24 protein-coding genes and 1 tRNA gene are annotated in these 22,669 nt (G+C 35.3%); 7 read left to right on the forward strand and 18 right to left on the reverse strand.

From position 1 onward, the window contains the following. Positions 1–47: 47 nt before the first annotated feature. Positions 48–725 carry a 4Fe-4S double cluster binding domain-containing protein gene (locus BVF91_RS08360; protein ID WP_085112969.1) on the reverse strand — a complete coding sequence of 226 codons (678 nt, stop codon included), beginning with the start codon at positions 723–725 and terminating at the stop codon, positions 48–50. Positions 726–848: 123 nt separating this feature from the next. Between BVF91_RS08360 and BVF91_RS08365 the strand changes: the two genes are divergently transcribed. Next, positions 849–1,145 carry an alpha/beta-type small acid-soluble spore protein gene (locus BVF91_RS08365; protein WP_085112970.1) on the forward strand — a complete coding sequence of 99 codons (297 nt, stop codon included), beginning with the start codon at positions 849–851 and terminating at the stop codon, positions 1,143–1,145. Positions 1,146–1,239: 94 nt separating this feature from the next. Continuing rightward, complete coding sequence (locus BVF91_RS08370; RefSeq protein WP_085112971.1) at positions 1,240–1,758, forward strand: DUF4364 family protein; 519 nt, start codon at positions 1,240–1,242, stop codon at positions 1,756–1,758. Here BVF91_RS08370 and BVF91_RS08375 read toward each other — a convergent pair. The 6 genes from BVF91_RS08375 to BVF91_RS08400 form a co-directional block, all read right to left on the reverse strand. Further along, on the reverse strand, positions 1,742–2,653 hold the full coding sequence (locus tag BVF91_RS08375; protein WP_085112972.1) for a YncE family protein: 912 nt from the start codon (positions 2,651–2,653) through the stop codon (positions 1,742–1,744). The two genes, BVF91_RS08370 and BVF91_RS08375, sit on opposite strands and share 17 nt — an antisense overlap. 63 nt (positions 2,654–2,716) lie before the next feature. Then, positions 2,717–2,791: transfer RNA gene (locus BVF91_RS08380), tRNA-Pro, on the reverse strand. Between the two features lie 71 nt (positions 2,792–2,862). Then, positions 2,863–3,096: a hypothetical protein gene (locus BVF91_RS08385; protein ID WP_013788445.1), complete on the reverse strand. Its 234-nt coding sequence runs from the start codon at positions 3,094–3,096 to the stop codon at positions 2,863–2,865. A 50-nt stretch (positions 3,097–3,146) separates the two neighbouring features. Then, positions 3,147–4,424 (reverse strand): bifunctional folylpolyglutamate synthase/dihydrofolate synthase, encoded by a 1,278-nt coding sequence (locus BVF91_RS08390; protein ID WP_085112973.1) that lies wholly within the window; start codon positions 4,422–4,424, stop codon positions 3,147–3,149. A gap of 57 nt (positions 4,425–4,481) precedes the next feature. Beyond that, the gene (locus BVF91_RS08395; protein ID WP_085112974.1) at positions 4,482–5,018 is read right to left on the reverse strand and encodes a GNAT family N-acetyltransferase; all 537 of its coding nucleotides are present in this window, start codon (positions 5,016–5,018) and stop codon (positions 4,482–4,484) included. Between the two features lie 28 nt (positions 5,019–5,046). Next, a complete protein-coding gene (locus tag BVF91_RS08400; protein WP_085112975.1) occupies positions 5,047–7,683 on the reverse strand; it encodes a valine--tRNA ligase in 2,637 nt (878 codons plus the stop codon). A gap of 376 nt (positions 7,684–8,059) precedes the next feature. Here BVF91_RS08400 and BVF91_RS08405 point away from each other — a divergent pair, with 376 nt between their 5' ends. Next, a complete protein-coding gene (locus tag BVF91_RS08405; RefSeq protein WP_240495859.1) occupies positions 8,060–8,614 on the forward strand; it encodes a biotin transporter BioY in 555 nt (184 codons plus the stop codon). A gap of 19 nt (positions 8,615–8,633) precedes the next feature. On the opposite strand, the gene larC2 is transcribed toward BVF91_RS08405, so the two are convergent. From larC2 to BVF91_RS08435, 6 genes are all read right to left on the reverse strand, one after another. Next, positions 8,634–9,029 carry a nickel pincer cofactor biosynthesis protein LarC2 gene (gene larC2 / locus BVF91_RS13580; RefSeq protein ID WP_276204901.1) on the reverse strand — a complete coding sequence of 132 codons (396 nt, stop codon included), beginning with the start codon at positions 9,027–9,029 and terminating at the stop codon, positions 8,634–8,636. Between the two features lie 35 nt (positions 9,030–9,064). Further along, positions 9,065–9,796 (reverse strand): nickel pincer cofactor biosynthesis protein LarC, encoded by a 732-nt coding sequence (gene larC / locus BVF91_RS13585; protein WP_085112977.1) that lies wholly within the window; start codon positions 9,794–9,796, stop codon positions 9,065–9,067. Positions 9,797–9,801: 5 nt separating this feature from the next. Further along, on the reverse strand, positions 9,802–10,557 hold the full coding sequence (gene larB / locus BVF91_RS08420; RefSeq protein WP_085112978.1) for a nickel pincer cofactor biosynthesis protein LarB: 756 nt from the start codon (positions 10,555–10,557) through the stop codon (positions 9,802–9,804). Continuing rightward, positions 10,544–11,371, reverse strand: coding sequence for an ATP-dependent sacrificial sulfur transferase LarE (larE, locus tag BVF91_RS08425; RefSeq protein WP_085112979.1), 828 nt, complete (start codon positions 11,369–11,371; stop codon positions 10,544–10,546). The genes larB and larE overlap by 14 nt, the downstream gene beginning before the upstream one ends. Positions 11,372–11,439: 68 nt before the next feature. Then, a complete protein-coding gene (locus tag BVF91_RS08430) occupies positions 11,440–11,955 on the reverse strand; it encodes a CDP-alcohol phosphatidyltransferase family protein (RefSeq protein WP_085112980.1) in 516 nt (171 codons plus the stop codon). An 82-nt stretch (positions 11,956–12,037) separates the two neighbouring features. Continuing rightward, positions 12,038–12,508: a hypothetical protein gene (locus BVF91_RS08435; protein WP_085112981.1), complete on the reverse strand. Its 471-nt coding sequence runs from the start codon at positions 12,506–12,508 to the stop codon at positions 12,038–12,040. A 165-nt stretch (positions 12,509–12,673) separates the two neighbouring features. Between BVF91_RS08435 and BVF91_RS08440 the strand changes: the two genes are divergently transcribed. After that, positions 12,674–13,537: a phosphatase PAP2 family protein gene (locus tag BVF91_RS08440; RefSeq protein WP_085112982.1), complete on the forward strand. Its 864-nt coding sequence runs from the start codon at positions 12,674–12,676 to the stop codon at positions 13,535–13,537. An 18-nt stretch (positions 13,538–13,555) separates the two neighbouring features. On the opposite strand, the gene BVF91_RS08445 is transcribed toward BVF91_RS08440, so the two are convergent. From BVF91_RS08445 to BVF91_RS08460, 4 genes are all read right to left on the reverse strand, one after another. Continuing rightward, complete coding sequence (locus BVF91_RS08445) at positions 13,556–14,746, reverse strand: NAD(P)/FAD-dependent oxidoreductase (RefSeq protein ID WP_240495855.1); 1,191 nt, start codon at positions 14,744–14,746, stop codon at positions 13,556–13,558. A gap of 67 nt (positions 14,747–14,813) precedes the next feature. Further along, positions 14,814–16,001 carry an FprA family A-type flavoprotein gene (locus tag BVF91_RS08450; protein ID WP_085112984.1) on the reverse strand — a complete coding sequence of 396 codons (1,188 nt, stop codon included), beginning with the start codon at positions 15,999–16,001 and terminating at the stop codon, positions 14,814–14,816. Between the two features lie 171 nt (positions 16,002–16,172). After that, positions 16,173–16,649, reverse strand: coding sequence for a ribonuclease H-like YkuK family protein (locus BVF91_RS08455; protein ID WP_038069401.1), 477 nt, complete (start codon positions 16,647–16,649; stop codon positions 16,173–16,175). A gap of 82 nt (positions 16,650–16,731) precedes the next feature. Further along, positions 16,732–17,541 (reverse strand): lipid II flippase Amj family protein, encoded by an 810-nt coding sequence (locus BVF91_RS08460; protein WP_085112985.1) that lies wholly within the window; start codon positions 17,539–17,541, stop codon positions 16,732–16,734. A gap of 174 nt (positions 17,542–17,715) precedes the next feature. Here BVF91_RS08460 and BVF91_RS08465 point away from each other — a divergent pair, with 174 nt between their 5' ends. The 3 genes from BVF91_RS08465 to BVF91_RS08475 are packed head-to-tail and all read left to right on the forward strand — an operon-like array spanning position 17,716 to position 19,926. Next, positions 17,716–19,125: an MFS transporter gene (locus BVF91_RS08465; RefSeq protein ID WP_085112986.1), complete on the forward strand. Its 1,410-nt coding sequence runs from the start codon at positions 17,716–17,718 to the stop codon at positions 19,123–19,125. After that, complete coding sequence (ndk, locus tag BVF91_RS08470) at positions 19,126–19,542, forward strand: nucleoside-diphosphate kinase (RefSeq protein ID WP_085112987.1); 417 nt, start codon at positions 19,126–19,128, stop codon at positions 19,540–19,542. Between the two features lie 51 nt (positions 19,543–19,593). Next, the gene (locus BVF91_RS08475) at positions 19,594–19,926 is read left to right on the forward strand and encodes a hypothetical protein (RefSeq protein WP_085112988.1); all 333 of its coding nucleotides are present in this window, start codon (positions 19,594–19,596) and stop codon (positions 19,924–19,926) included. A gap of 1 nt (position 19,927) precedes the next feature. On the opposite strand, the gene BVF91_RS08480 is transcribed toward BVF91_RS08475, so the two are convergent. Then, positions 19,928–22,627 (reverse strand): calcium-translocating P-type ATPase, SERCA-type, encoded by a 2,700-nt coding sequence (locus BVF91_RS08480; protein WP_085112989.1) that lies wholly within the window; start codon positions 22,625–22,627, stop codon positions 19,928–19,930. Between the last annotated feature and the right edge of the window lie 42 nt (positions 22,628–22,669).

Raw genomic sequence — 22,669 nt, forward strand, 5'->3', positions numbered from 1 at the left:
CTAAATAAATTTTAGCAGACATTTAAAAGGATTTTATAAAAAAATTATTAAATTTTGATGCCGTACGGGCATACCCTGATACATATTCCGCAAACAGACCCTCGTCCTATGTGTTTAAAATTTTTGTTCATGTACTCACTGCATGCATGTGCATCAACAATTTCCTTTCTATCCATTCCAACTTTCCACAATCTGCCGTGCAGTGCCATTGCTGGACAACTTGTTACGCACAAATTGCAATCACCGCATCTGCTTTCAGTAACAGGAATACCTGGATTTAAATTAAAATCAGTCAATACCGTGCCTAGCCTTACTCTTGGCCCATATTTTTCAGTGACCAAAAGTCCATTTTTCCCAATCCATCCTAATCCAGCCATTGTTGCAGCAGTTTTATGCTGAAATAACCCTCTGTACTCTCCAAGTTCTTTTATGGACTGAGATGCAGGCACAGCCAATGCATTGTAGCCCCATTCCTCCAGCAAAAGCACAGTTTTTAATGTGATTTGGTCTATCAATGTATTCACAGAACGGTAGTGATGAAAATACGTATAAGTTGGTTTATCATCAATTTCATTAATTATCCTATCCGACAATTTTATTAAAACAGTTATACCATATTTTAAATCTTGCAAACTTTCAGGAAGCACATCACCAAGATAAGAGAATCCAACATCCGATGCACCCCAATCTTTAATTTTTTCTAAAATAATCATTTGTTTGTCCATTCACATCACCTTTTTAGTTTTATTCCAAAATAATTTTAACATATTGTTGTTAAGTAAAAAAAGAATAAATCATATATTTTTACGCAAAATTAGATATGGGAATAATTTTGAGGAGGTAAAAACATGGCAAGAGGAAGTTGGAATGATAAACCAAAAGTAGTGCCTGAAGCACATCAAGCACTGGATAATTTAAAATACGAAGTAGCAAAAGAATTAGGTTTGCCCGTAAAACAAGGATCTGAAGATTATTGGGGCACACTTACATCTCGCGATTGCGGTGCTGTCGGAGGACATATGCTAAAAAGAATGGTACACTACGCTGAATCCGCCATGTCAAATGGTGTTAGCATAAGCGGCGAAAAGACGACAAAAATTGGAAATGGTGCAGCAGGCAGTGAAGCAGAATACATGAACAAATGATGCTTTGGAGAGTATTTAAAATACTCTCTTTTTTTAATATATATTTTGTGGTAGAATATAAATAGCATACAACATGTTGTGAGAGGTGTGAAAGTTGAGTTATGAGATTCAAGAATTAGCAGAAAACAAATTGATAATTTTGTACATTTTAAATAGAATAGATATGCCTATTACAGGTGAACAGATAAACAGAATAATTTCTGATAACAACCTTATGAATTATTTCTATCTTCAGCAATACCTAAACGAATTAGAAGAAAGCAATTTTGTAGATCTTAGGGAAAATAAATACGTATTAACTGAGTTTGGTTTAAATGCATTAAAGTTATTCTTTAAGCACATTCAGGAAGAAACAAGAAAAAAAATAGATGAATACATAGTTATAAATAAGGAAAAATTCAGACAAGAATCACAGTATATAGCCACATATTATAAGAAGTCTGACAGAGAATACATCGCAAATTTACAAGTTGTAGAAAACGACATTGTCCTTATAGAGATAAATCTAAATTTAGTCAATGCACAACAAGCAAAGATCGTTTGTGATAACTGGAAGCAAAAATCAAATGACGTATATAATTATATTGTAAAAGCCCTTACGCCTCAAAAATGAGACCATCGGGCTCTTTTCCAACTTCTATCTTTCTTTCAATTTTGAGATTTTCTATATCCACTAAAATCAACTTATTTTCACCAGAAACTGTTATTAATGCATGATTCTTAAATACCCTTACATAAACCGGCATATAACCGCAAAAAAGTTCTGTACGTTTTTTTGTGTACAAATCAATTTTCATCAAGGTATTAGAGCATGAATTTACAACAAGTATATACTTTTTGAAAAATGCAACAGATATTGGTAATTTCCCACATTTAATATCATCGGCAAATGTATCATTAATTATGTCATATACGGATATTGAACCATCAAGTCCCGTCTCTAAATATGAGTTTGCCACGAATAAAAATTTTTCATCGTCTGATAAGCACATTCCAAATGGCTTTGATTTAACAGACAATGTTTTTTCTACATGTAGATCAATTGGATCTATCAATGAAATTGAATCAGAATTTGTATTTGATACAAAAATTTTATTATGCTTTTCGCTATATACTATAGATTGTGGCTGAAATCCCACATTAACCTGCTCTACTATCTTACCTGCCATTATGTCAAATACGCTCAGGCAATCTGCATCACCATTTAAAACATATATACGATTATTTAAAATCATACCATCGTTGGGAGAAGGTCCAATATATACAGTATCATGCAATCGAAAGTCATCAATGCCAATAATACTCATCGAATCATCAAACACATTTAGAGAATAAAGTTCTTTTCTTCTGCTATCAATAAGCAATCTATGGGGTCCTTTTTGCGGTATGTGGAATTTATCACTCTTATAAATAAAATCATCATTAATCAATTTAAGAAATGACTTTGTGTGATTGTCGCTTATATAGCTTATGGTGTCATCGCCTTTGTTGGCAACGAATATTTTCAATGTTCATCCCCCCATGCATATGCTAATTTATAATATGCACAGAAGGCATTAATGTCACAAAAATGGTCGGGGCAACAGGATTTGAACCTGCGACCTCACGGTCCCGAACCGCGCGCGCTACCTCTGCGCCATGCCCCGACGCATCTACAATTTTATCATAAACAAATTATTATATCAAGTACAATTTAAGAATTCGAATTCTCATCTTATCAAATATCTATGATCTTTTTATATAAGTCCTTTATATCGTACTTTATATGTTCGTCTCTGGCAATTCTCAAAAGTCTTAAGTATTCTTCCCTTGCAAAATCATATTTTAATTGTGCAAGCTTTGTTTTAAGGTAGTTGTCTTTCTCCACCCTTTCAAGGTATAATTCGCTCTCTTTAAGCCTCTTTAGTGCATTGTCTATCTCCTGTAAAAGATCTGCACTGTTATATTCCATACAACCACCTTCTAGAGACTGTAGTTTTTTATATTATATTATAGTCTTTATTATTTTATTACCTTTTTTAAATATGTTCTGACATGCCCTATCATATAAAGTGAACCGCAAAAAAGTATCAAATCTTTTTCACCGGCTTTTTTCAATGCTTCATTAATAGCATCATCTATGCTTTCAAAATATAATGGATTCACGTCTTTGATTTTTTCAGCTAATTCTTCTGCCGTATAAGCTCTGTCGCTTACAGGTTTTGTCGTTATCACAATATCTGCCAGAGGCACTATTAACTTAAGCATTTTGTCTGTGTCTTTGTCCTTCAACATGCCAATGACAAGCAACAATCTTTCATAAGAAAACAGATTTAAAGCTTCTTTTAATACCGACATTCCTTGAGGATTGTGGGCACCGTCTATCACGATAAATGGGCATCTGCTTAATACTTCGATTCTGCCAGGCCATCTTGCATCAGCAAGCCCTACTCTTATAGCATCTTCATTTATAGTTATACCTTGAGATCTAAGTTTTTCTACAGCCATTAAAGCCAATGAAGCATTGTAAATCTGGTGTTTGCCAATTATACATATCTTAAGATTTTTATAATCTCTGTAATTAAAAATCTGATATTCGCTGTTGGACTCTATTATTTCGACATCATTGATATCTAAAATATCCAAAGACGCTTTTTTAAGTTTTGCCACTCTTTCAATCACTTGCAACGCTTCATCTTTTTGGTAAAAACTTACTACAATTCCATTTTCTTTTATTATTCCAGCTTTCTCATAGGCTATCTTTTCTAAAGTATCTCCTAATTTGTCCATATGGTCATAATCTATTGTCGAAATCACAGAAACCAAAGAATTGTCAATGACATTAGTCGCATCAAAGCGTCCACCTAATCCTACTTCCAGCACCACAAAATCGACATTTTCATCGCGAAAATACTTAAATGCAATTGCAGTAATCAATTCAAATTCTGTCGGATGATGATACCCGTCAGCCAACAGCCTGTCAACAACATCTTTTACATATTCAACGTAATCTGTCAATTTATCCTTTGGAATATTTTCATTGTTTATCCTCATTCTTTCTTCAAATTCTTCCAAATATGGAGAGGTGTAAAGTCCTACTTTATATCCAGCATTGATTAAGATGCTATTTATAAAGGCACATGTAGAACCCTTTCCATTTGTACCTGCTACATGAATAAATTTAAGATTTTTTTGAGGATTTCCCATATATTCAAGAAGACGCCTTATGTTATCAAGCCCTAATTTTATGCCAAATTTATTAGTGTTGTGAATGTATTCTATTGCATCACTGTATTTCACATTATCATCCTCCGAAATTCAAAACCCCAGACAAGACATCAATTGTCTGGGGATGTTTTATAAAAATAATCCCATCATTATTTCATCTACGTATTCATTCCCGATTTTAAATTGTTTCTTTCTGCGTCCTTCTTCTTCAAAGCCGTATTTTTGATATAGATGGATGGCATTGGCATTAGAGCTAAATACACTTAAACACAGCTTTGAATAACTTCTCTTTTTGGCCCAATCAATAGCGTATTCAAATAGCTTAGAACCAATGCCTATATTCCTGTATTTAGCATCTACGCTTATGCCAATCTCACCTACGTGTTGAACTTTAGAAGATCTGCCGCCATAATATCTAAAAAGCGTAAGGCAACCAACTATTTGTCCACCATAATCAGCAACCAAAATCAAGTCTTTCCCACGATCAAGCCGCTTTATCATCTGTCTTTCCTCTTCTTCCGTCCATCCCGGCTCTTCTGAGACCATGTATATCTTCTCTTTTCCAACACTCTCGATTAGTTTCACTATTCCTTTAGCATCTTTGATATTTGCTTCTCGTATTGTTAAAGTCGGACTTTTTTCTATCCTTTTGAATAGTGTAAACACCATATTACCTCCTTTAGAGGCATCAAAATCATTTCATCAAATACTCAATACGCTCATCAAGATTTTTAAGCATTTCACTGTATTTTTCGTACTTTTCTCTTTCTGCGTCTACAACATGCTTTGGTGCCTTACCTATAAACTTTTCATTTTTAAGCATACCTTCAGCTCTCTTTATCTCGCTTAAAACTCTCTCTCTTTCAGATCTAAGCCTTTCTATCTCGTCTTTTATATCGATTAAATCTTCAAGAGGCATTACGACTAATGCACCTTCAATTGACCCTGACATGGCTTTTTGAGGCAACATATCTTTATCTTTAATATACATCACTTCGCTGGCACCAGCAAGTTTAGTAATATAATTCTCTCCATCTTTAAATATTTTTATAACATCCTCTTTGTCTGTATTGATTATAACCCTCGCCTTTTTTGACGGTGTTACAGAAGCCTCTGCCCTTAGATTTCTTATTGTCTTTATTGCGTCCATTATTAATATAACATCTTTTGCCTCTTTTTCAAAGATCAAATCTTCTCTGTATTCAGGCCATTTGCTAAGCATAATCGTATCGCCTTCATGTGGTATATTTTTAAATATCTCTTCTGTTATAAACGGCATAAAAGGATGCAACAATCTCAATGTATTATCAAGCACATATCTTAATACAGACTTCGTTATCTTCTTTGCTTCCAAATCATCGCCATAAAGGACAGGTTTGCTAAGCTCTATATACCAATCGCAGAACTCACTCCAGAGAAAATCGTACAATTTTCCGGCGGCTATCCCTAATTCGTACTTCTCCAAGTTTTCTGTTACTTCTTTTATTACATCATTCAGCCTTGTTAAAATCCATTTGTCAGCAATGTTGAGATTTTCCAAGTAAAGCGTCGTATCGTCACTTGTAAGGTTAAGCATCACATACCTTGATGCATTCCAAAGCTTGTTGGCAAAATTTCTACTGGCTTCCACTTTATCATCGCTAAATCTCATATCGTTTCCTGGAGCATTGCCAGTTATAAGCGTAAATCTCAACGTATCAGCACCGTACTTGTCTATTATTTCCAGAGGATCAATGCCATTACCTAAAGATTTGCTCATTTTCCTTCCTTGCGAATCCCTTACAAGGCCGTGTATCAAAACTCGTCTGAAAGGCACCTCTTTCATGAATTCTAAGCTCATGAAAATCATCCTGGCCACCCAGAAGAATATTATGTCATATCCAGTCACCAGCACATCGGTTGGGAAGAAGTATTTTAAGTCTTCAGTATCATCAGGCCAACCCATAGTTGAGAAAGGCCATAATGCTGAACTAAACCATGTATCAAGCACGTCTTCATCTTGATGTATGTTTTTGCTACCGCATTTTTCGCAACATACAGGATCGTTTTTAGAAACATTCACATGCCCACAATCATCGCAATACCATGCAGGTATCCTATGACCCCACCATAACTGCCTTGATATGCACCAATCTTTGATGTTTTCCAGCCAATTAAAATATATCTTTTCAAATCTTTCAGGTATGAATTCTATTTTACCTGTCCTTACAGCTTCAAGTGCTGGCTTTGCAAGTGGTTCCATCTTGACAAACCACTGCTTCGATAAAAATGGTTCAACCGTTGTGTGGCATCTATAACAATGGCCTACGCTATGATTTAGATCTTCTATCTTTACCAAAAGTCCCATATCTTTTAGCTTTTCGACTATCTTCTTTCGCGCCTCATATCTATCCAGTCCAGAGTATTCTCCACCATTTTCATTTATCGATGCGTCTTCATTCATTATATTTATGAAATCAAGGCCATGTCTCATTCCTATTTCAAAATCATTTGGATCATGCGCAGGAGTAACTTTTACAGCTCCTGTTCCAAATGTAGGATCTACGTAATCATCCCCTACGACCGGAATTTCCCTCTCGACAATTGGCAGTATAAGAACTTTGCCTATAAACTGTTTGTACCTTTCATCATTCGGATTGACAGCTACCGCCACATCTCCTAACATTGTCTCAGGCCTTGTAGTAGCTATTGTTATGTATCCCTCTTCACCTTTTACAGGATACTTTATGTACCAAAGATGTCCTGACTCATCTTCATGCTCTACTTCCGCATCTGACAATGCAGTTTTGCAACTGGGGCACCAGTTTATTATTCTGTCGCCACGATAAATAAGACCTTTCTCGTAAAGGGAAACAAAGACTTCTCTTACGGCTTTCGACAGCGCTTCATCCATTGTGAACCTCTTTCTCGTCCAATCACATGAAGAGCCTAATTTTTTAAGCTGATCTAAAATCCTGTTTTCATACTTTTCCTTCCATTGCCATGCTCTCTCTAAAAATTTTTCTCTCCCTATATCTCTTTTGGTAAGCCCTGTTTCTTCTCTGATTTGGTCGAGAACTTTAACTTCTGTAGCAATGCTGGCATGGTCTGAGCCTGGTATCCATAAAGTGACAAAGCCCTGCATTCTTTTCCACCTAATTATTATGTCCTGCATCGTATTGTCTAAAGCGTGACCCATGTGCAATTGCCCTGTGATATTTGGAGGTGGTATTACAATAGTAAATGGCTTCTTGTTGAAATCAATCTTTGGCGTAAAATAACCTTTTTCCATCCATTCTTTGTATATTCTATCCTCAAATTCTTTAGGATTGTACGTCTTAGAAATTTCCATCTTTATCTCCTTTCGATTTTATGTTTTGATAAAATAAAAAAACCTTTCCCAAAAGGGCGAAGGTTTTCCGCGGTACCACCTTATTTTATAACTTAAGCTGTATCGGGCATACCCGTTTAAGCCTACTTATGTTTCAGCTTACTTGCTCCAGTGCTACCTTCAATGTACTCAACAATAAGGAAACCTTTCAGCCTTGGGAATCCATCTCTTTTATCTGGTACACTTACTCCTCACTATCATAGCAAAATATTTTATTAATATTAATATATACATTAACTTACAAATTGTCAATATCACTTATTTGTCAACCATATCGAAATATTTAGTTGACAAATAAGTGCCGTATTTTGTATAATACAGATAAATTACGTTGGAGGTGAATCTTTTGAACTACCATTTAAAAAAACTGACATTATCATCTATGTTTGCATCAATCACTGTAGTACTAAGCTTCATAAGCATACCACTTCCTTTTTCGCCTGTGCCAATAACAGGTCAAACACTGGCATTAATGTTGTCTGGAAGCCTTTTGGACCCAATAACAGCTTTTTTAAGCATGGCTATCTATCTTGCACTCGGTGCAATAGGAATACCTGTTTTTGCAGGATTTCACGGTGGTATAGGAATACTCTTAGGTCCGACAGGTGGATATTTATTGGCTATGCCAATCGCATCATTTGTCACATCTACAATATTAAAAACTGAAAAGATAAGCTTTTTAAAGCTGATTATTTCTAATATAATCGGTGGCATAGTGATAGTCTATCTTTTGGGAGTTCTGCAATTAAGCATTGTAGCACAATTAAATTTAAAAAAAGCAGTTCTATTAGGTGCACTGCCTTACATACCAGGTGATTTCATAAAAGTTTTACTATCTTCATACTTGGCGTTAAAATTGATGCCAATATTAAAAAAAACACATAAAAACTGAAAGGTAGCACTTTCAGTTTTTATGTGCCATCATATTGACGCAAAATCTTTAGAACAGCCTGCACAGAAAGGCCTGTTTTTTCAGCTATTTTTTTTACATCATCTGACTCGATGTGAGATTTTAAAAATTTGCCATTCAGATAACCCATTTTGACTCTTACATCTCCAAATGGAGTCATAACGACTTTAAAATCTCTATCAAGAGCATATCTATCAACTTTATACTGCCTTAAGCCAAATGTAGATGTTTCTTCGAAAATTACTTTTCTTAAGTTCTCTAAATTTTCTTCCTTGCAAAGCACAGAAAGCATATTAGCAGGTCTTTGTTTTTTCATAAATATTGGAGTAATATAAACATCCAACGCTCCGTTTTTTAGAAGTCTATCAAATATGTACTGATAATACTCCGGACTCATGTCATCGATATTTGTCTCAACGATATAAATGTTTTCTACTTTTTTTTTAGTTCTACAGTACCTACAATCGTCCTTAATACGTTTGGCACTTCAAAATCTTTGTGTCCTGCGCCGTATCCTATAGATTCAAATTCACATTCCGGTATCGCTCCAAACTCATGAGCCAATGTTTTAGCTATTGCCGCACCTGTAGGCGTCACAAGCTCACCACATACTCCGTTGTCGTAGACAGGTATGCCTTTTAACAATTCTGCCGTAGCTGGTGCCGGAACAGGTATTAAGCCATGCTGGCTTTTCACAAACCCAGACCCTAAAGGCAGCTTCGAAAAGATGATTTTATCAGGTCTTATCATGTCTACAAGCACAGATGTCCCAACTATATCAATGATGGAATCTACTGCTCCTACTTCATGAAAGTGAACTTCATGAGGCGGCAAGCCATGGATTTTTCCCTCAGCATCTGCTAAATTGCGAAATATTTTAAGGCTCATCCCTTTTACATCATCATTTAGCAAACTGCCATTTATTATGTCCTCAATATCCTTCATAGTCCTGTGATGGTGATGTCCTTCATCAAAGTCCACTTTAAAGGTATTTGCAGTTATCCCATTCTTCGTAGTTGTTCCAATTTTTAAGCTGTATCCGCTTAAAGGAAGCTTATTAAGCTCCTCTTTAAATTTATCTACATCTATGCCATGTCCTAAAAGAGAGGAAATTGTCATATCGCCTGAAATTCCCGCAAAACAATCAAAGTACAAAAGCTTCATAATAGCTACTCTCCTATCTTATTTATTAGACTTGCAGAATACGCTGCGCCAAACCCATTGTCAATGTTGACTACGCTGACACCACTGGAACATGAGTTAAGCATAGCGAGAAGCGCCGAAAGCCCGTGAAAATTAGCGCCATATCCAACACTTGTCGGCACTGCAATGATTGGACATGCAACAAGTCCGCCTACAACTGTAGGCAAAGCACCTTCCATACCTGCAATACATATTATGACTCTAAAGCTCCTTAGTTCATCAATTTTGCTTATCAATCTGTGTATTCCAGCCACACCTACATCATATATACGTTTTACGGAATTACCCATAAGTTCAGCAGTTACAGCCGCTTCTTCCGCCACAGGAAGATCTGATGTGCCTGCTGCAACAACTCCTATTACACCCTTTGTCTTTTTTACCTCATCTGTTCTAATTGATATTATCCTTGCTACATCGTAATAAACAGCTTTATCACATACTTGTCTTACTGCCTCAAAATGATCTAAAGATGCTCTTGTACCTAATACATCGCTGCCTTTTTCATACATTCTTACTGCTATTTCTCTCACTTGTTCAGGAGTTTTTCCTTCACAGTATATAACTTCAGGGTATCCACGCCTTACTTCTCTATTGTAATCTATTTTTGCAAAACCCAAATCCTCGTAAGGAAGTTTTTTTAATGCCTCAACGGCATCTTCCAGCTTAATCAAACCATTATCATATTTCTCAAGTACATCTTTTATGTAATTATCGTACATCATTTATCAGCTCCGCCACAGCTTCATTCATGCTTCCAGTTCTATATCCTTCAAGATCCAGTGCTACATATTTAAAGCCTATCTCTTTCAATTTTGAAACTACATTTTTTCTCATAGACTCATCCAACATCATGTCAATCTGTCTTGGATCAAGCTCTATTCTGGCAATATCCCCATGATGTCTTACTCTAAAACCAATAAAGCCTAATTTTAAAAGATATTCTTCTGCTTTATCCACCATTGACAATTTTTCATCTGTTATTTCTTCTCCATAAGGAAAACGAGATGAAAGGCATGCATAAACAGGTTTGTTCCATGTTGGAAGCCCTAAAATTTTAGACATCTCTCTTATATCGTTTTTTGTAAATCCACACTCTAATAAAGGGCTTTTCACGCCTAATTCCCTTGCAGCTCGTCTTCCTGGCCTGAAATCTCCTGTGTCATCATAATTTGTACCATCCAAAACATGCTCAATACCTTCTTCTTCTGCCACATTCTTTAACTTTGAAAATAGTTCACTTTTACAATAATAGCACCTGTCTATAGGATTTTTTGAAAATCCCTCTATCTCCAGCTCCTCAGACCTTATGACTCTATGCCTTATACCAATTTCTTTTGCCAATTCCTGCGCTTCTTTAAATTCTCTTTGCGGATATGTAGAAGATGTAGCAGTAACAGCTACACATCTATCCTTAAGCACATCATAACAGACTTTTGCAAGAAAAGTGCTATCAACTCCCCCTGAAAAAGCTACGACAGCACTTCCAAGTTTCTCTATGTACTTCTTTAAATTTTCGTATTTTTCTTCCAGTTTCATAGCCATACCCCCTCAAAAAAATATAACACAAAAAACTCGAAAAACAAAACTTTCGAGTTAGATTTGTCTCATTGCTTTTTATTGTAAAGCCTAAATTCTATTGAATAAATAAAAAAGGCTACAAGTGCCAATAGCAAGGCTATTATCATAAGTGTAAGACCATAAGGCCAATCAAATATTGAAAAAATTATAGCTACATAAAAAAGAAGTGTTGCAGTTTTTCCAAATCTATTAGCAGGTATTGTAATATCTTTTCTTTTATACAAAATAAATGCACCTATTATCATTGTCACTTCTTTTATAATTACAATCAAAATAATGAAGAATGGTATTATTCCCTTGATCCAAAGGCTAAACAGAACAGTTATAATCATCAACTTATCCGCCAATGGATCCATCAATATACCTACTTTCGTTATCTGGTTGTAATGGCGAGCAATATACCCATCAAGCACATCAGTAAGTCCAGATATCAAGAATACTGCTGCGGCATAAATATTTCCATTGTATATGTAAAAAAAACTGTAAACAAAAACAGGTATAAGTACAAATCTAATCAACGTCAATGTATTCGGTATGTTCATAAAAGCACCTCTTAAATAAATATCGCTTGTATTGTATTATATTATTTATTTGACAAAAAGTAAATAAAGGCCTTCAAGGCCTTCACACAATTTTACCGTTTAATCCTATTTCAAAAACAAACTCATTATCGCACTTTTTACCATCGTTCATTTTTTCTATATATTTTTTCAAGATATCAGCTTTAGCGTGAACTTCTAATATCCTGAATTTCTTCAAAAGAGCTATGCTTTTTACTATAGAATTCATAGCATCGCTAATAACATCATCGCTTACATTTTCACAATCGTCGATGTAAACATACATGCTGCATCTTTTAAGCTGCCAATTGATATTGTAAAGTCCACAAAAACCTATATTTTCTCCTTCATTTGTTTGCAGTATAAATATTTTTCTGTTTTTCCCGAAGGGAATATTCAATACATTTTCACTTTTTCTTGACACCTTAAACATGTCTATCAAAAATTTCACTACATCAACATCTTTAAGCCATATAGAAAATGACTTTTTGTCCCTCTTTTCCACATCTCTCAAAAATATCTTTTCAGCTTTCACTTTAACACCACCTATATATTATTATTCTTTATAAATTTTAAAAATCCTTCTTTCTAAAAGAAAATAATTTTCGACAAAGATGATTTTAAAAAATTTTATAAACTACTCACTTGATGTTGAAGGAAGATTTACAAACTTGTAGAATATATATATCGAGGTGATAAAATGCAAGCAGCCATAATAAAGGATATTCAGCTTATATCAAATCCAATTTTAGATTATTTTTTTATATGTATAACAATGATGGGAAGCTCATTATTTTATTTTTTAGCACTGCCTTTATTTTATTGGTGCATTGATAAAAGATTTGGGCTTAAATTAGGGTTAGTGCTTTTGTCATCTATATACGTCAATACAGTAATAAAAAACGTAACAATGGTTCAAAGGCCAATTGGATACCCTGGTATCAGATCGATTTTCACACAATCCGCTGGCGGATATTCATTTCCCAGTGGCCATGCACAAGGTACAACTACGTTTTGGGGCACAATGATGTTTAAATACAATAAGAAAATCACAAAAATTTTAGGCGTAGCTGCAATAATATTAGTCTCCATATCGCGGTTGTACCTTGGCGTTCACTGGCCTGTCGATATAGTTGGTGGAATTTTAATCGCTTTGTTAGTGATAATAGTCGCGGAACTTGTAGACAGTATAATAATCGAAGGCAAGTATGATATAAAGCTTATATATAAGATAATTCTTTCGCTAATTGTGCCTTTAGGATTGATAATTTTGTTTCCATACAATGAAAACTTCGAATACATGGCATTGGCATCTGGTACAATGATAGGATATTTTATTGACCAACATTACTTTAAATTCACCGTAAATAATACGGTTAAAGGTCAAATAGCAAAGTTGATAATTGGTTTGTCATTTTTTGCTGTGATATTAAGCACTTTAAAATATTTGCTGCCTTATACAGAAATTTTCAATGCATTTAGATATTTCATTGGAGGGTTATGGATTTCAATTGGAGCACCACTTCTATTCAATAAACTCAAGCTTAACAAAAAAATCTTATAATACTTGGATTTCCAAGTATTATATTTTTTCTAATATCTCCTTGGCATCTTTTGATGAAATTAAAAATTCTTTTAAATCAAGCCCAGAATCAATAGCTTTCTTTACTTTTGTAGAATAGCTTATATCGCCTATGAGAATTGCTCCTATTAATTTATTTTCTTTTGCAAACAATTTATAATAAGTATTTCCATCTTTATATCTGTAGGATACAGCAGCTTCATCAAAAATATCTCCCGATGAAAAAACATCCACACCAGTTACCTTCAAAGTGCTTGACGGAGGTACTTCTTTGTATACCGTCTTAATACCAACAGCGTTTAAGCCTGCCGTCCTTCCTTGAGCCAAAGCGACAGTCCAGAGGCCATATATTTTGCCGTTGTGCTCAGCGACATCACCCGCTGCATATACATCGTCAACATTTGTCTTCATAAAATCATCAACTACAATTCCTTTATTGATTTTAATACCTGAATCCTTAATCGCATCCAAGTTCGGCCTTACGCCTGCTGAAAATATCACAAAATCGGCATCAATTTTAATCCCATTTTTAAGCATAACACCGTCAACTGGATCACCAATTATCTCCTCTACTTCTGCACCTAATACAAGATTTATACCGCTATTCTCAATGATCTTTTCAATAATCCTCGCTCCTTCTTCGTCAGACTGTTTAGGTAGCAGCCTTGGAAAAAATTCTATAACTGTCATGTCGTAACCAGTTTGCCTTAATGACCAGGCCGCTTCAAGTCCTAACAATCCACCTCCCACTACTACACCTCGTTTTTTGCCATTTATATACTCGTTTAATTTTTCCACATCGTCAAGGCTTCTCACTGCGTAAACACCTTTTTTATCGTTTCCTTTAACTGGTGGAACAAAACTATGACTTCCAGATGCGACTATGAGAACATCATATGTTAAAATGCTGCCGTCATCCAACTTCACAATTTTTTTATCTGTATCTACCGATAGCACATTTCTCTTAAGCAAAACGTCTATATTGTTATCTTCATACCATTGATCAGGCTTTACATATAATTTTCCCAAATCAAATTGTTGGCCAAGTAAATGTGACAATTTCACCCTGTAATACGTGTTGTATTTTTCCCTTGAGATCATCGTAATCTTTGATTCACCATCGTTCTTTCTGATATTTTCAGCAGCTTGAAGTGCAGCAATTCCGTTTCCAATGATTACGAACTTCATCATCATCAGTCCTTTCTATGTAAAAAGTTTAGCTCCGTGTTATATGCGTGATGCATATAACACTTTTATGTTATACAAGCGATGAAGCAAATATTCTTCCAAAATCTCTGCACCTTTCAATATCGTCATCGCTTGGAATAAAATTAACTTTAAGACCCGGTTCAACCAAATTAAGTTTAAGACCTTTTAGCCTTTCTTCCATCAATGGTATTGCCTCGCCACTCCATCCATAAGAACCGAAAACTGCAGCAGGCTTATTTTTATTCTTTATTGGATTTATTCTATCTATGACATTCCATATAGGTTCAACAGCATCACCAGTAATTGTAGGAGAACCAAACAAAAGTCCATCTGCTTTTTCAAGCTTATCTCTAACATCATCTAAATCAACAGCTTTTGCGTTGTATATTTCAACATCTATGACACCAGAATCTTTTATGCCATTGCCAATCTCCTCAGCCATTTTTCTCGTGTTTCCGTATGCAGAAACATAGTATATAAGCACTTTCTTTTTTTGAGCTACATCTTCTTTGCTCCACTTCTCATAATCCTGCAAATACTTATCGATATTTTCCCTCAGCACAGGTCCATGTCCTACTGCTATTACATCAAGAGGAATATCCTTAATTTTTTCCAATGCCTCCAAAACCTTTGGCTTAAATGGGCTTATGATGGAATCAAAATAAAGCTTGTAAGCTTCTTTAAAATCATCTTCAAGATCGTTAAAAAGATGTTTAGGTGTATAATGGCAGCCAAAAGCATCGCATGTAAATAAAATTCTTTCTTCCTCCAGATAAGTAAACATTGTGTCAGGCCAATGAAGAAACGGTGCCATGATGAATTTTAATGTCTTACCGCCTAATTCAATAGAGTCACCATCATTTACTATTCTAAACTTAAAATCGCGGTTTATCTGTCCTTTCAAAAAAGTTATAGCCGTCCTGCTGCCAATGACTTCCGCGTTTACCGCCTCTTTGAGAAGTTTCGGCAATGCACCAGAATGATCAGGTTCTGTATGGTCTACAATGATATAATCAATGTCTTTTAAATTTACAAGGCTTTTTATCTTATCGACGTACTCATCGTAAAATGGCTCTTTTACCGTTTCAATCAATGCGATTTTTTCTTTTCCTTTTACAAGATATGAATTGTAAGATGTTCCCCATGGTGTTCTCCATACTATATCAAAATACTCAAGATCAGGATCTAAAACTCCCACCCAGTAAACATCATTTTTTATTTTAACGACTTTATCCATAATATCACCCCGTAAATAATAATTATTATCAATTAATATTTTATTTCCTTAACTTAATTATACCACTTGCTGCCAATATTGCAATAGTTAAAAAAATAATTTTTCAAAATTTAACATGTAATGCACCGCAAAAAAATAAAAACCTCAAAAGAGGTTTTCATTGAACGTGATTTACATTGACTTTGTATGTTTATCAGCTACTTTGCTTGCTCCGTATGAATCAGGTTTTACCTGTGCATCAAAGCCACAGCCTGTAACCATACCAACTACTTCTTTTATAATGTCTTTTGTCATGCCGTTCTCGCCAACATCAAGATGTATCTCTATATTAAAATCTTTCTTACCCATTTTTTCAAATTTTGATGACAATATATTTGCAAGCTCTATGCTGTAATTAGCCTCCATAAAAATCCTTTGCCTTAGAGATGGAATTTTTTTATGTTGAAACTTCCTGTAGTAATATCTGGCACCTTTTCCTTCGCGATATATGATTACCGCAGAAACAAAGCATATGACTTTGCCAGGTTGTGAATCAGTCCCTATCATAAGCTTGTACTTGGAATTTTTATCGCTTTTTATAAACTCCACAATATCATTAAACATCTTATCAATATCCAAAACGCCTTTTGTCGGATTTACAAAATTCAAGGCTATCCATCTCCTTTGATTCGCATAAGAATCCTTTTTATATATTATACACTATTTTTGTTTCTTCTGTGTTAAATTTTCATTAAACAATTAATTTTGTGACAAAGAGAATCAAATGAGATGCCGGTACAAAGACTATTTGCGCCAATAGCGTACCTATTATTTTTCCGAATACTAATAATATCACCATTGTATTTACATCTTGCTGTGTCCTTTTCCCAGCCAGTGCTTGATCTGTAATAAGTGCTGCAACAGGATCGACAATGACTGTCAAAAGGATTGTAGCAAAGCCATTGACTATTCCCGAAAGCAGACTTGCTGTAGTTCTAAATTCTGGCAGCAATGCACCTGCATACAATGACGATATAATGCCTGTTGTGTATATAGAAGTTATTATCACATTGTAAACCAGAAAGCTCTTAGGTATTTTCGTCTCTTTAATGCCTTTTAACATGCTAAACTTAGGTAAAACTATCTTAGTCCTTATTTTCTTTATGCTGCTCCACTTTAAAGACATGAGTACAAGTTTCGGCACAGATCCAGCTTTCTCCATGCCGTTTATGGCAGACGAAAACACTGAAACAAACGTAGGCATTAACGGTGCGCCTATGACAGCGCCTAATGTAGCCGACAACAATACAAATCTCATATCGATGCTTAAAGCTGAAACCAGCTTGTACTTTATGGATATATCAACAAGACTTCCTAAAAATGGTCCTTGAATCATGTTTGACAATCTTGAAATTACAGCCATTATATTGAACAATGATAATGAAACTGCCAGCTTTCTGGTCCTTACACCTGATGGCCTTATAGAATACGATAATGTATCGATCAAATTTATTATCATTGTGAAAAAGCAAACGATTAATAGTCTCTTTACATCTACCATCTGCACACATCCTAAGCTAAAATATACAAGTTAAATTATAGACATATTTGACAAAAAAAGCAATACATGACCATGATTCTGAAAGTCACACTTCATTTCGTTTTTGTGTAAAAACTGTGTTATAATTTTTTATGTCAAAACCACTATAAAAACCGCAAGAAAGGAAAGGCACATATGGAAAAACTTCGCACTAATAAATGGATAATCTTATCTGCTGTGCTTATAGGTACCGTAATGGGACCTATAGACGGCAGTGTAACAAACATAGCAATGCCACAACTGGCAAAAATATTTCACACAGATATTACCACAACCAGTTGGATTTCCATGACATACTTATTAATGCTTTCAAGTTTAATGTTGACATTTGGCAGGCTTGGAGACATGGTAGGTTATAAAAAGCTGTATCAGTACGGTTTAATAACTTTTTCCGTCACTTCCGCCATATTAAGTATGTCAAACAATATTTACATGCTTATCATTGTAAGAGCTTTTCAAGCTGTAGGTGCTGGTATGCTTATGTCAATGGCTCCAGCTATAATAACTGCTACATTCCCTCCCAGCGAAAGAGGAAAAGCATTAGGCTTTAATGCAATGGCCGTATCTATAGGGCTTTCGATAGGACCCACATTAGGCGGTTTCTTGCTTACATACTTAGGCTGGAGATCAATATTTTATATAAACATACCAATAGGCATAATCGGCTTTATATGGGCTCAAATAGTAGTTCCAGATAATAAAGGAGTGCCAGAGAAATTTGACCCATTTGGCGCATTATCGGCATTTATCTTTCTTACCGCACTTCTCCTATTTATATCTGAAGGCGGCACTTGGGGCTGGACGTCTATTCTAAGCATTATATCTCTATTAACATTTATAACATTTTTTATAGCATTTATAATAATAGAATACAAAGTAGAGTTTCCAATGTTGGACTTAAGCCTATTTAAAATAAGGTTATTTACATTTGGAAACTTAAGTACACTAATAAATTTTATGGCGCAAAACACCATGACATTCTTGACACCTTTTCTCTTGCAGAAAATCGGATATTCTACAGACTTATCCGGTATCATAATGACGTCTTTTCCTCTTATAATGCTTGTTGTCGCACCATTAAGTGGCATTTTATCTGATAGATATGGAGCACAAATTTTATCTACTATTGGCGCTTTGATTACAGCCGTTGCACTTTTCTCTATGTCAACGCTGACATTACATTCATCGATGGCATCAATAATGTTAAGATTAGGTATTTTCGGCGTTGGCAACGGAATCTTCCAAACGCCTAACAACAGCTCTATAATGGGCAGTGTATCAAGAAATAGACTCGGCATCGCATCTGCCTTCTTAGCCACAATGAGAAATGCAGGAATGGTTCTCGGTATAGCAATGGGAAGTGCAATATTTACCAACAGGCAGATGTTTTATGAATCAATAAAAATAAACAATAGCAGTGCGTTTTTATTTGGATTGAGAGACGCATATATAGTAGCAGGAATATTTTCCATAATCTGTGCATTAACATCCCTTGTTAGGGATAAAATTAATAAAAAGAATAATTTAGAAAAGGATGGAATGTAAATGGAAAAGACATTTGCTATGGTAAAGCCAGACGGTGTAAAGCGCGGGCTCATAGGCGAGATATTAAAAAGGTACGAAAGCAAAGGACTTAATCTTGTGGCTGCAAAAGTTATATGGCCTTCTTTGGAACTCCTTCAAAAGCACTATGAGGAGCACAAAGACAAACCATTTTATGCTGACTTAATTCAATATATGATGTCTGGACCTGTCTTCGCCATGGTCTTAGAAGGTGATAATGCTGTTAAAATAGTAAGGCTCTTAAACGGTCCTACAAAAATTGAAGATGCTCAACCAGGTACAATACGAGGGGATTTTTGCACAAATACGACATTCAATATAGTGCACGGCTCTGACAGCTTAGAAAGTGCAAAAAGAGAAATACTTTTATGGTTTCCAGAATACGCGAATAAAATTTAGGACAAGTAAATAAACTCTAATAGAAGAAAAATTCTATTGGAGGAGTATTCAATGATCAAAGTATACAGCAAAACCAACAAGTATGGAATCATATATGGAAAGATAGACGACTACAATTGGTATGCTTTAGTGCAAGCTGATGTCGTCGATTACGGAATAAATCCGGAGACATTGTCAAAAGGTGCTGGAAGGGTTTCAAGGCTTTTTATATACAAAGACATTGAAAGAGATGAATTAAATCAAAGCACAATATCAAAATCCATCATTGCAGACTACAGGCATAAATGGAATTTCATAAATGACGATAAGAAAGACGTAGTAAAAAAACTTGTAAACTACTTAGAACTTAGATATTCTTTGAAAGTTTTAAAAGAGGCGAAGTAACTTACTTCGCCTCTTTTTTAGGAAGTACAAAGGCAGTATACAGATTATTAAAGACAAATTCTATAGATGAAAAAAATACTACTACCAACCAATCAAACCAAGTCAAAGGTACAGTCCTAAAAACAGCGCTTAAAAATGGTATGTATATAGTTGAGAGAAAAAGCAAGAATGATGCAGTAACTGCAACTACTAAATATTTGTTAGTAAATAAGCCTAACTCAAATATCAAATGCCTCTCTGATCTACATTCAAACGAATGTATAAGCTCTACCATGACTAAAGTTGAAAACGCAATCGTTCTTGCTCTGTCCAATGTGCCGTAAGTCAATGCAAATATGTACGATGACAAGGTGCAAACAGCCATTAAAGTTCCAACGATGCCTATTCTTATTCCAAGGCCGTTTGCAAAGATGCTTTCATCTGCCTTTCTCGGTTTTAAATTCATTATGTCTTTATCAGCAGGATCAAGCCCCAACGCTAATGCGGGTAGCCCGTCTGTCACAAGATTTACCATCAAAATTTGTATAGGAACAAGCGGAAGCTCTAAAGATGACAAAGCAGCTAAAAACATCGTTATTACTTCTCCAATGTTGCATGATAATAAATATCTTATAAATTTTCTTATGTTGTCGTATATAATCCTCCCTTCTTCAATCGCCGCTACAATGGTAGCAAAATTGTCATCAGTCAAAATCATAGAAGACGCCTCTTTCGCTACATCTGTACCGCTTTTCCCCATAGAAATGCCAATATCAGCCTCTTTAATGGCAGGTGCATCATTTACACCATCGCCAGTCATGGCTACAACATATCCCCTGCTTTTTAAAGCTCTTACAATCCTCAATTTATGTTTTGGAGAAACTCTCGCGTAAACAGTCGTATTCTCTACTGCTTCATTAAGTTTCTTATCATCTAATCTATCTATCTCCTCTCCTGTCATGATGTTATCAGTTTTTGAGTGTATATTTAATTCATCTGCAATAGCTGCAGCAGTTAACTTATGATCTCCTGTTATCATTATAGGTTTAATGCCTGCCAATTTACATTTTAATACAGCATCGTATGCTTCTCTTCTGGGCGGATCTATCATTCCTTCCAATCCGACAAAGACCAAATCCCTCTCAATAACTGATGGATCACTGTATCTAACTCCTTTAGGAAGCCTCCTATAGGCAAATGCCAACACCCTAAGAGCATCCTTACTGAACTTTTCATTCGCCTCAAGTATTTTCTTTTTTTCAAAAGAGCTGAGTGGAACCTCCCTTCCATCCCTTAAAACCTTAGTGCATAGTTCGACTACAACATCTGGGGCACCCTTCGTAAATGCATACATCAAGCCATTTTCCTCAACTACGACGCTCATCCTTTTTCTGTCTGAATCAAATGGAATTTCTTCAATTCGTTTCATCTTTTTTTCTACGTATTCTTTAGATACACCTCCCAAAATTGAGGCATACATAATAGCAGCTTCTGTAGGATCACCAACGTATTTAACATCTTCTACAACTTCATTTCTTACTTTGATCTTTTCTATTTTTACATCTGCATTATTACACATATATCCTATTTCTAGTAGCCTTTTTAATGCGGGATCGTAAATAGGCTCTACTTTTCTACCATTTATTGTAAATTTAACGTTGTTTGACTTTCCTTCAATTTCTACAACACCATCATTTACAAAAATCTTTTTAACTGTCATTTTGTTTTCCGTTAAAGTGCCTGTTTTATCAGTGCAGATGACATTTGTACATCCAAGGGTCTCTACAGCCGGAAGTTTCCTGACAATCGCATTTCGCTTTAACATTCTTTGAACTCCTATTGCAAGGGACACTGTAACAACGGCAGGAAGACCTTCAGGTATGGCAGCTACTGCAAGACTGACTCCAGACAAAAACATGTAATAGATAGATTCGCCTCTAATGATTCCCATAACTACCACAAGAGCGCAAATTAATAAAGAACCTGTTACAAGGATCTTCCCTAATTTATCAAGCCTTCTTTGAAGTGGCGTCATACTGTCGTCAATATCCTTAATCATCCCTGCAATTTTGCCCATTTCAGTCCTCATGCCTACATCAACAACTAAAGCTTTGCAGCGTCCGCTTGTGACTACAGTACCCATGTATATAAAGCTATTTTTTGGCGCCACCTTCCTGTTTCCTATTTCGACAGGTTCTTTTGTTACAGGAATAGACTCACCTGTTAAAATAGATTCATCAAGCCTTAAGTTATAAGCTTCAAATACGATAGCATCTGCTGGTACTTTATCTCCTGCTTCAAGCAATATTACATCATCGACTGTTATCTCTTCTGAAGGTATTTCTTTTACAGCACCATCCCTTAAAACCTTTGAAGATGGTGCAGAAAGTTTTTTCAGAGCATCCAGCGACTGTTCGGTCCTGTATTCTTGCACAAAACCAAGAATTGCGTTAAGGATTATAATAACCGTAATCGTCACAGCATCGGCTATTTCTCCCATTAGAGCAGAAATCAACGTTGCAACTAACAAAACCATTACAATAAAATCTTTAAATTGATCTAAAAAAATATCAAAAGCAGTCAATTTTCTACCTTCATCAAGAACATTAAGACCGTATTTTAATAATCTCTTACGTGCTTCTTGTTCGCTTAACCCATTTTTGATAAATTCATTATTAAAGAAGTAAATTGTACTATTTTCTGGTTTTTTTGTCTGAAACATTTGTATCCCCCTTTGTACATTTCTCCTCATATAAAAATATGA

The sequence above is a fragment of the Thermoanaerobacterium sp. PSU-2 genome, assembly GCF_002102475.1.
Classification (GTDB): Bacteria; Bacillota; Thermoanaerobacteria; order Thermoanaerobacterales; family Thermoanaerobacteraceae; genus Thermoanaerobacterium.

Bases quoted from the DNA above. Each gene is read 5' to 3' on its own strand.
- BVF91_RS08430 (WP_085112980.1), bottom strand. From the start codon at position 11,955: ATGAACATACCGAATACATTGACGTTGATTAGATTTGTACTTATACCT.
- BVF91_RS08450 (WP_085112984.1), bottom strand. From the start codon at position 16,001: ATGGATAAAGTCGTTAAAATAAAAAATGATGTTTACTGGGTGGGAGTT.
- BVF91_RS08475 (WP_085112988.1), top strand. From the start codon at position 19,594: ATGATCAAAGTATACAGCAAAACCAACAAGTATGGAATCATATATGGA.
- BVF91_RS08440 (WP_085112982.1), top strand. From the start codon at position 12,674: ATGCAAGCAGCCATAATAAAGGATATTCAGCTTATATCAAATCCAATT.
- BVF91_RS08385 (WP_013788445.1), bottom strand. From the start codon at position 3,096: ATGGAATATAACAGTGCAGATCTTTTACAGGAGATAGACAATGCACTA.
- BVF91_RS08360 (WP_085112969.1), bottom strand. From the start codon at position 725: ATGGACAAACAAATGATTATTTTAGAAAAAATTAAAGATTGGGGTGCA.
- BVF91_RS08365 (WP_085112970.1), top strand. From the start codon at position 849: ATGGCAAGAGGAAGTTGGAATGATAAACCAAAAGTAGTGCCTGAAGCA.
- BVF91_RS08400 (WP_085112975.1), bottom strand. From the start codon at position 7,683: ATGGAAATTTCTAAGACGTACAATCCTAAAGAATTTGAGGATAGAATA.
- larC (WP_085112977.1), bottom strand. From the start codon at position 9,796: ATGAAGCTTTTGTACTTTGATTGTTTTGCGGGAATTTCAGGCGATATG.
- larE (WP_085112979.1), bottom strand. From the start codon at position 11,371: ATGAAACTGGAAGAAAAATACGAAAATTTAAAGAAGTACATAGAGAAA.
- larC2 (WP_276204901.1), bottom strand. From the start codon at position 9,029: ATGAGTCCGGAGTATTATCAGTACATATTTGATAGACTTCTAAAAAAC.
- BVF91_RS08445 (WP_240495855.1), bottom strand. From the start codon at position 14,746: ATGATGAAGTTCGTAATCATTGGAAACGGAATTGCTGCACTTCAAGCT.
- BVF91_RS08480 (WP_085112989.1), bottom strand. From the start codon at position 22,627: ATGTTTCAGACAAAAAAACCAGAAAATAGTACAATTTACTTCTTTAAT.
- ndk (WP_085112987.1), top strand. From the start codon at position 19,126: ATGGAAAAGACATTTGCTATGGTAAAGCCAGACGGTGTAAAGCGCGGG.
- BVF91_RS08465 (WP_085112986.1), top strand. From the start codon at position 17,716: ATGGAAAAACTTCGCACTAATAAATGGATAATCTTATCTGCTGTGCTT.
- BVF91_RS08460 (WP_085112985.1), bottom strand. From the start codon at position 17,541: ATGGTAGATGTAAAGAGACTATTAATCGTTTGCTTTTTCACAATGATA.
- larB (WP_085112978.1), bottom strand. From the start codon at position 10,557: ATGATGTACGATAATTACATAAAAGATGTACTTGAGAAATATGATAAT.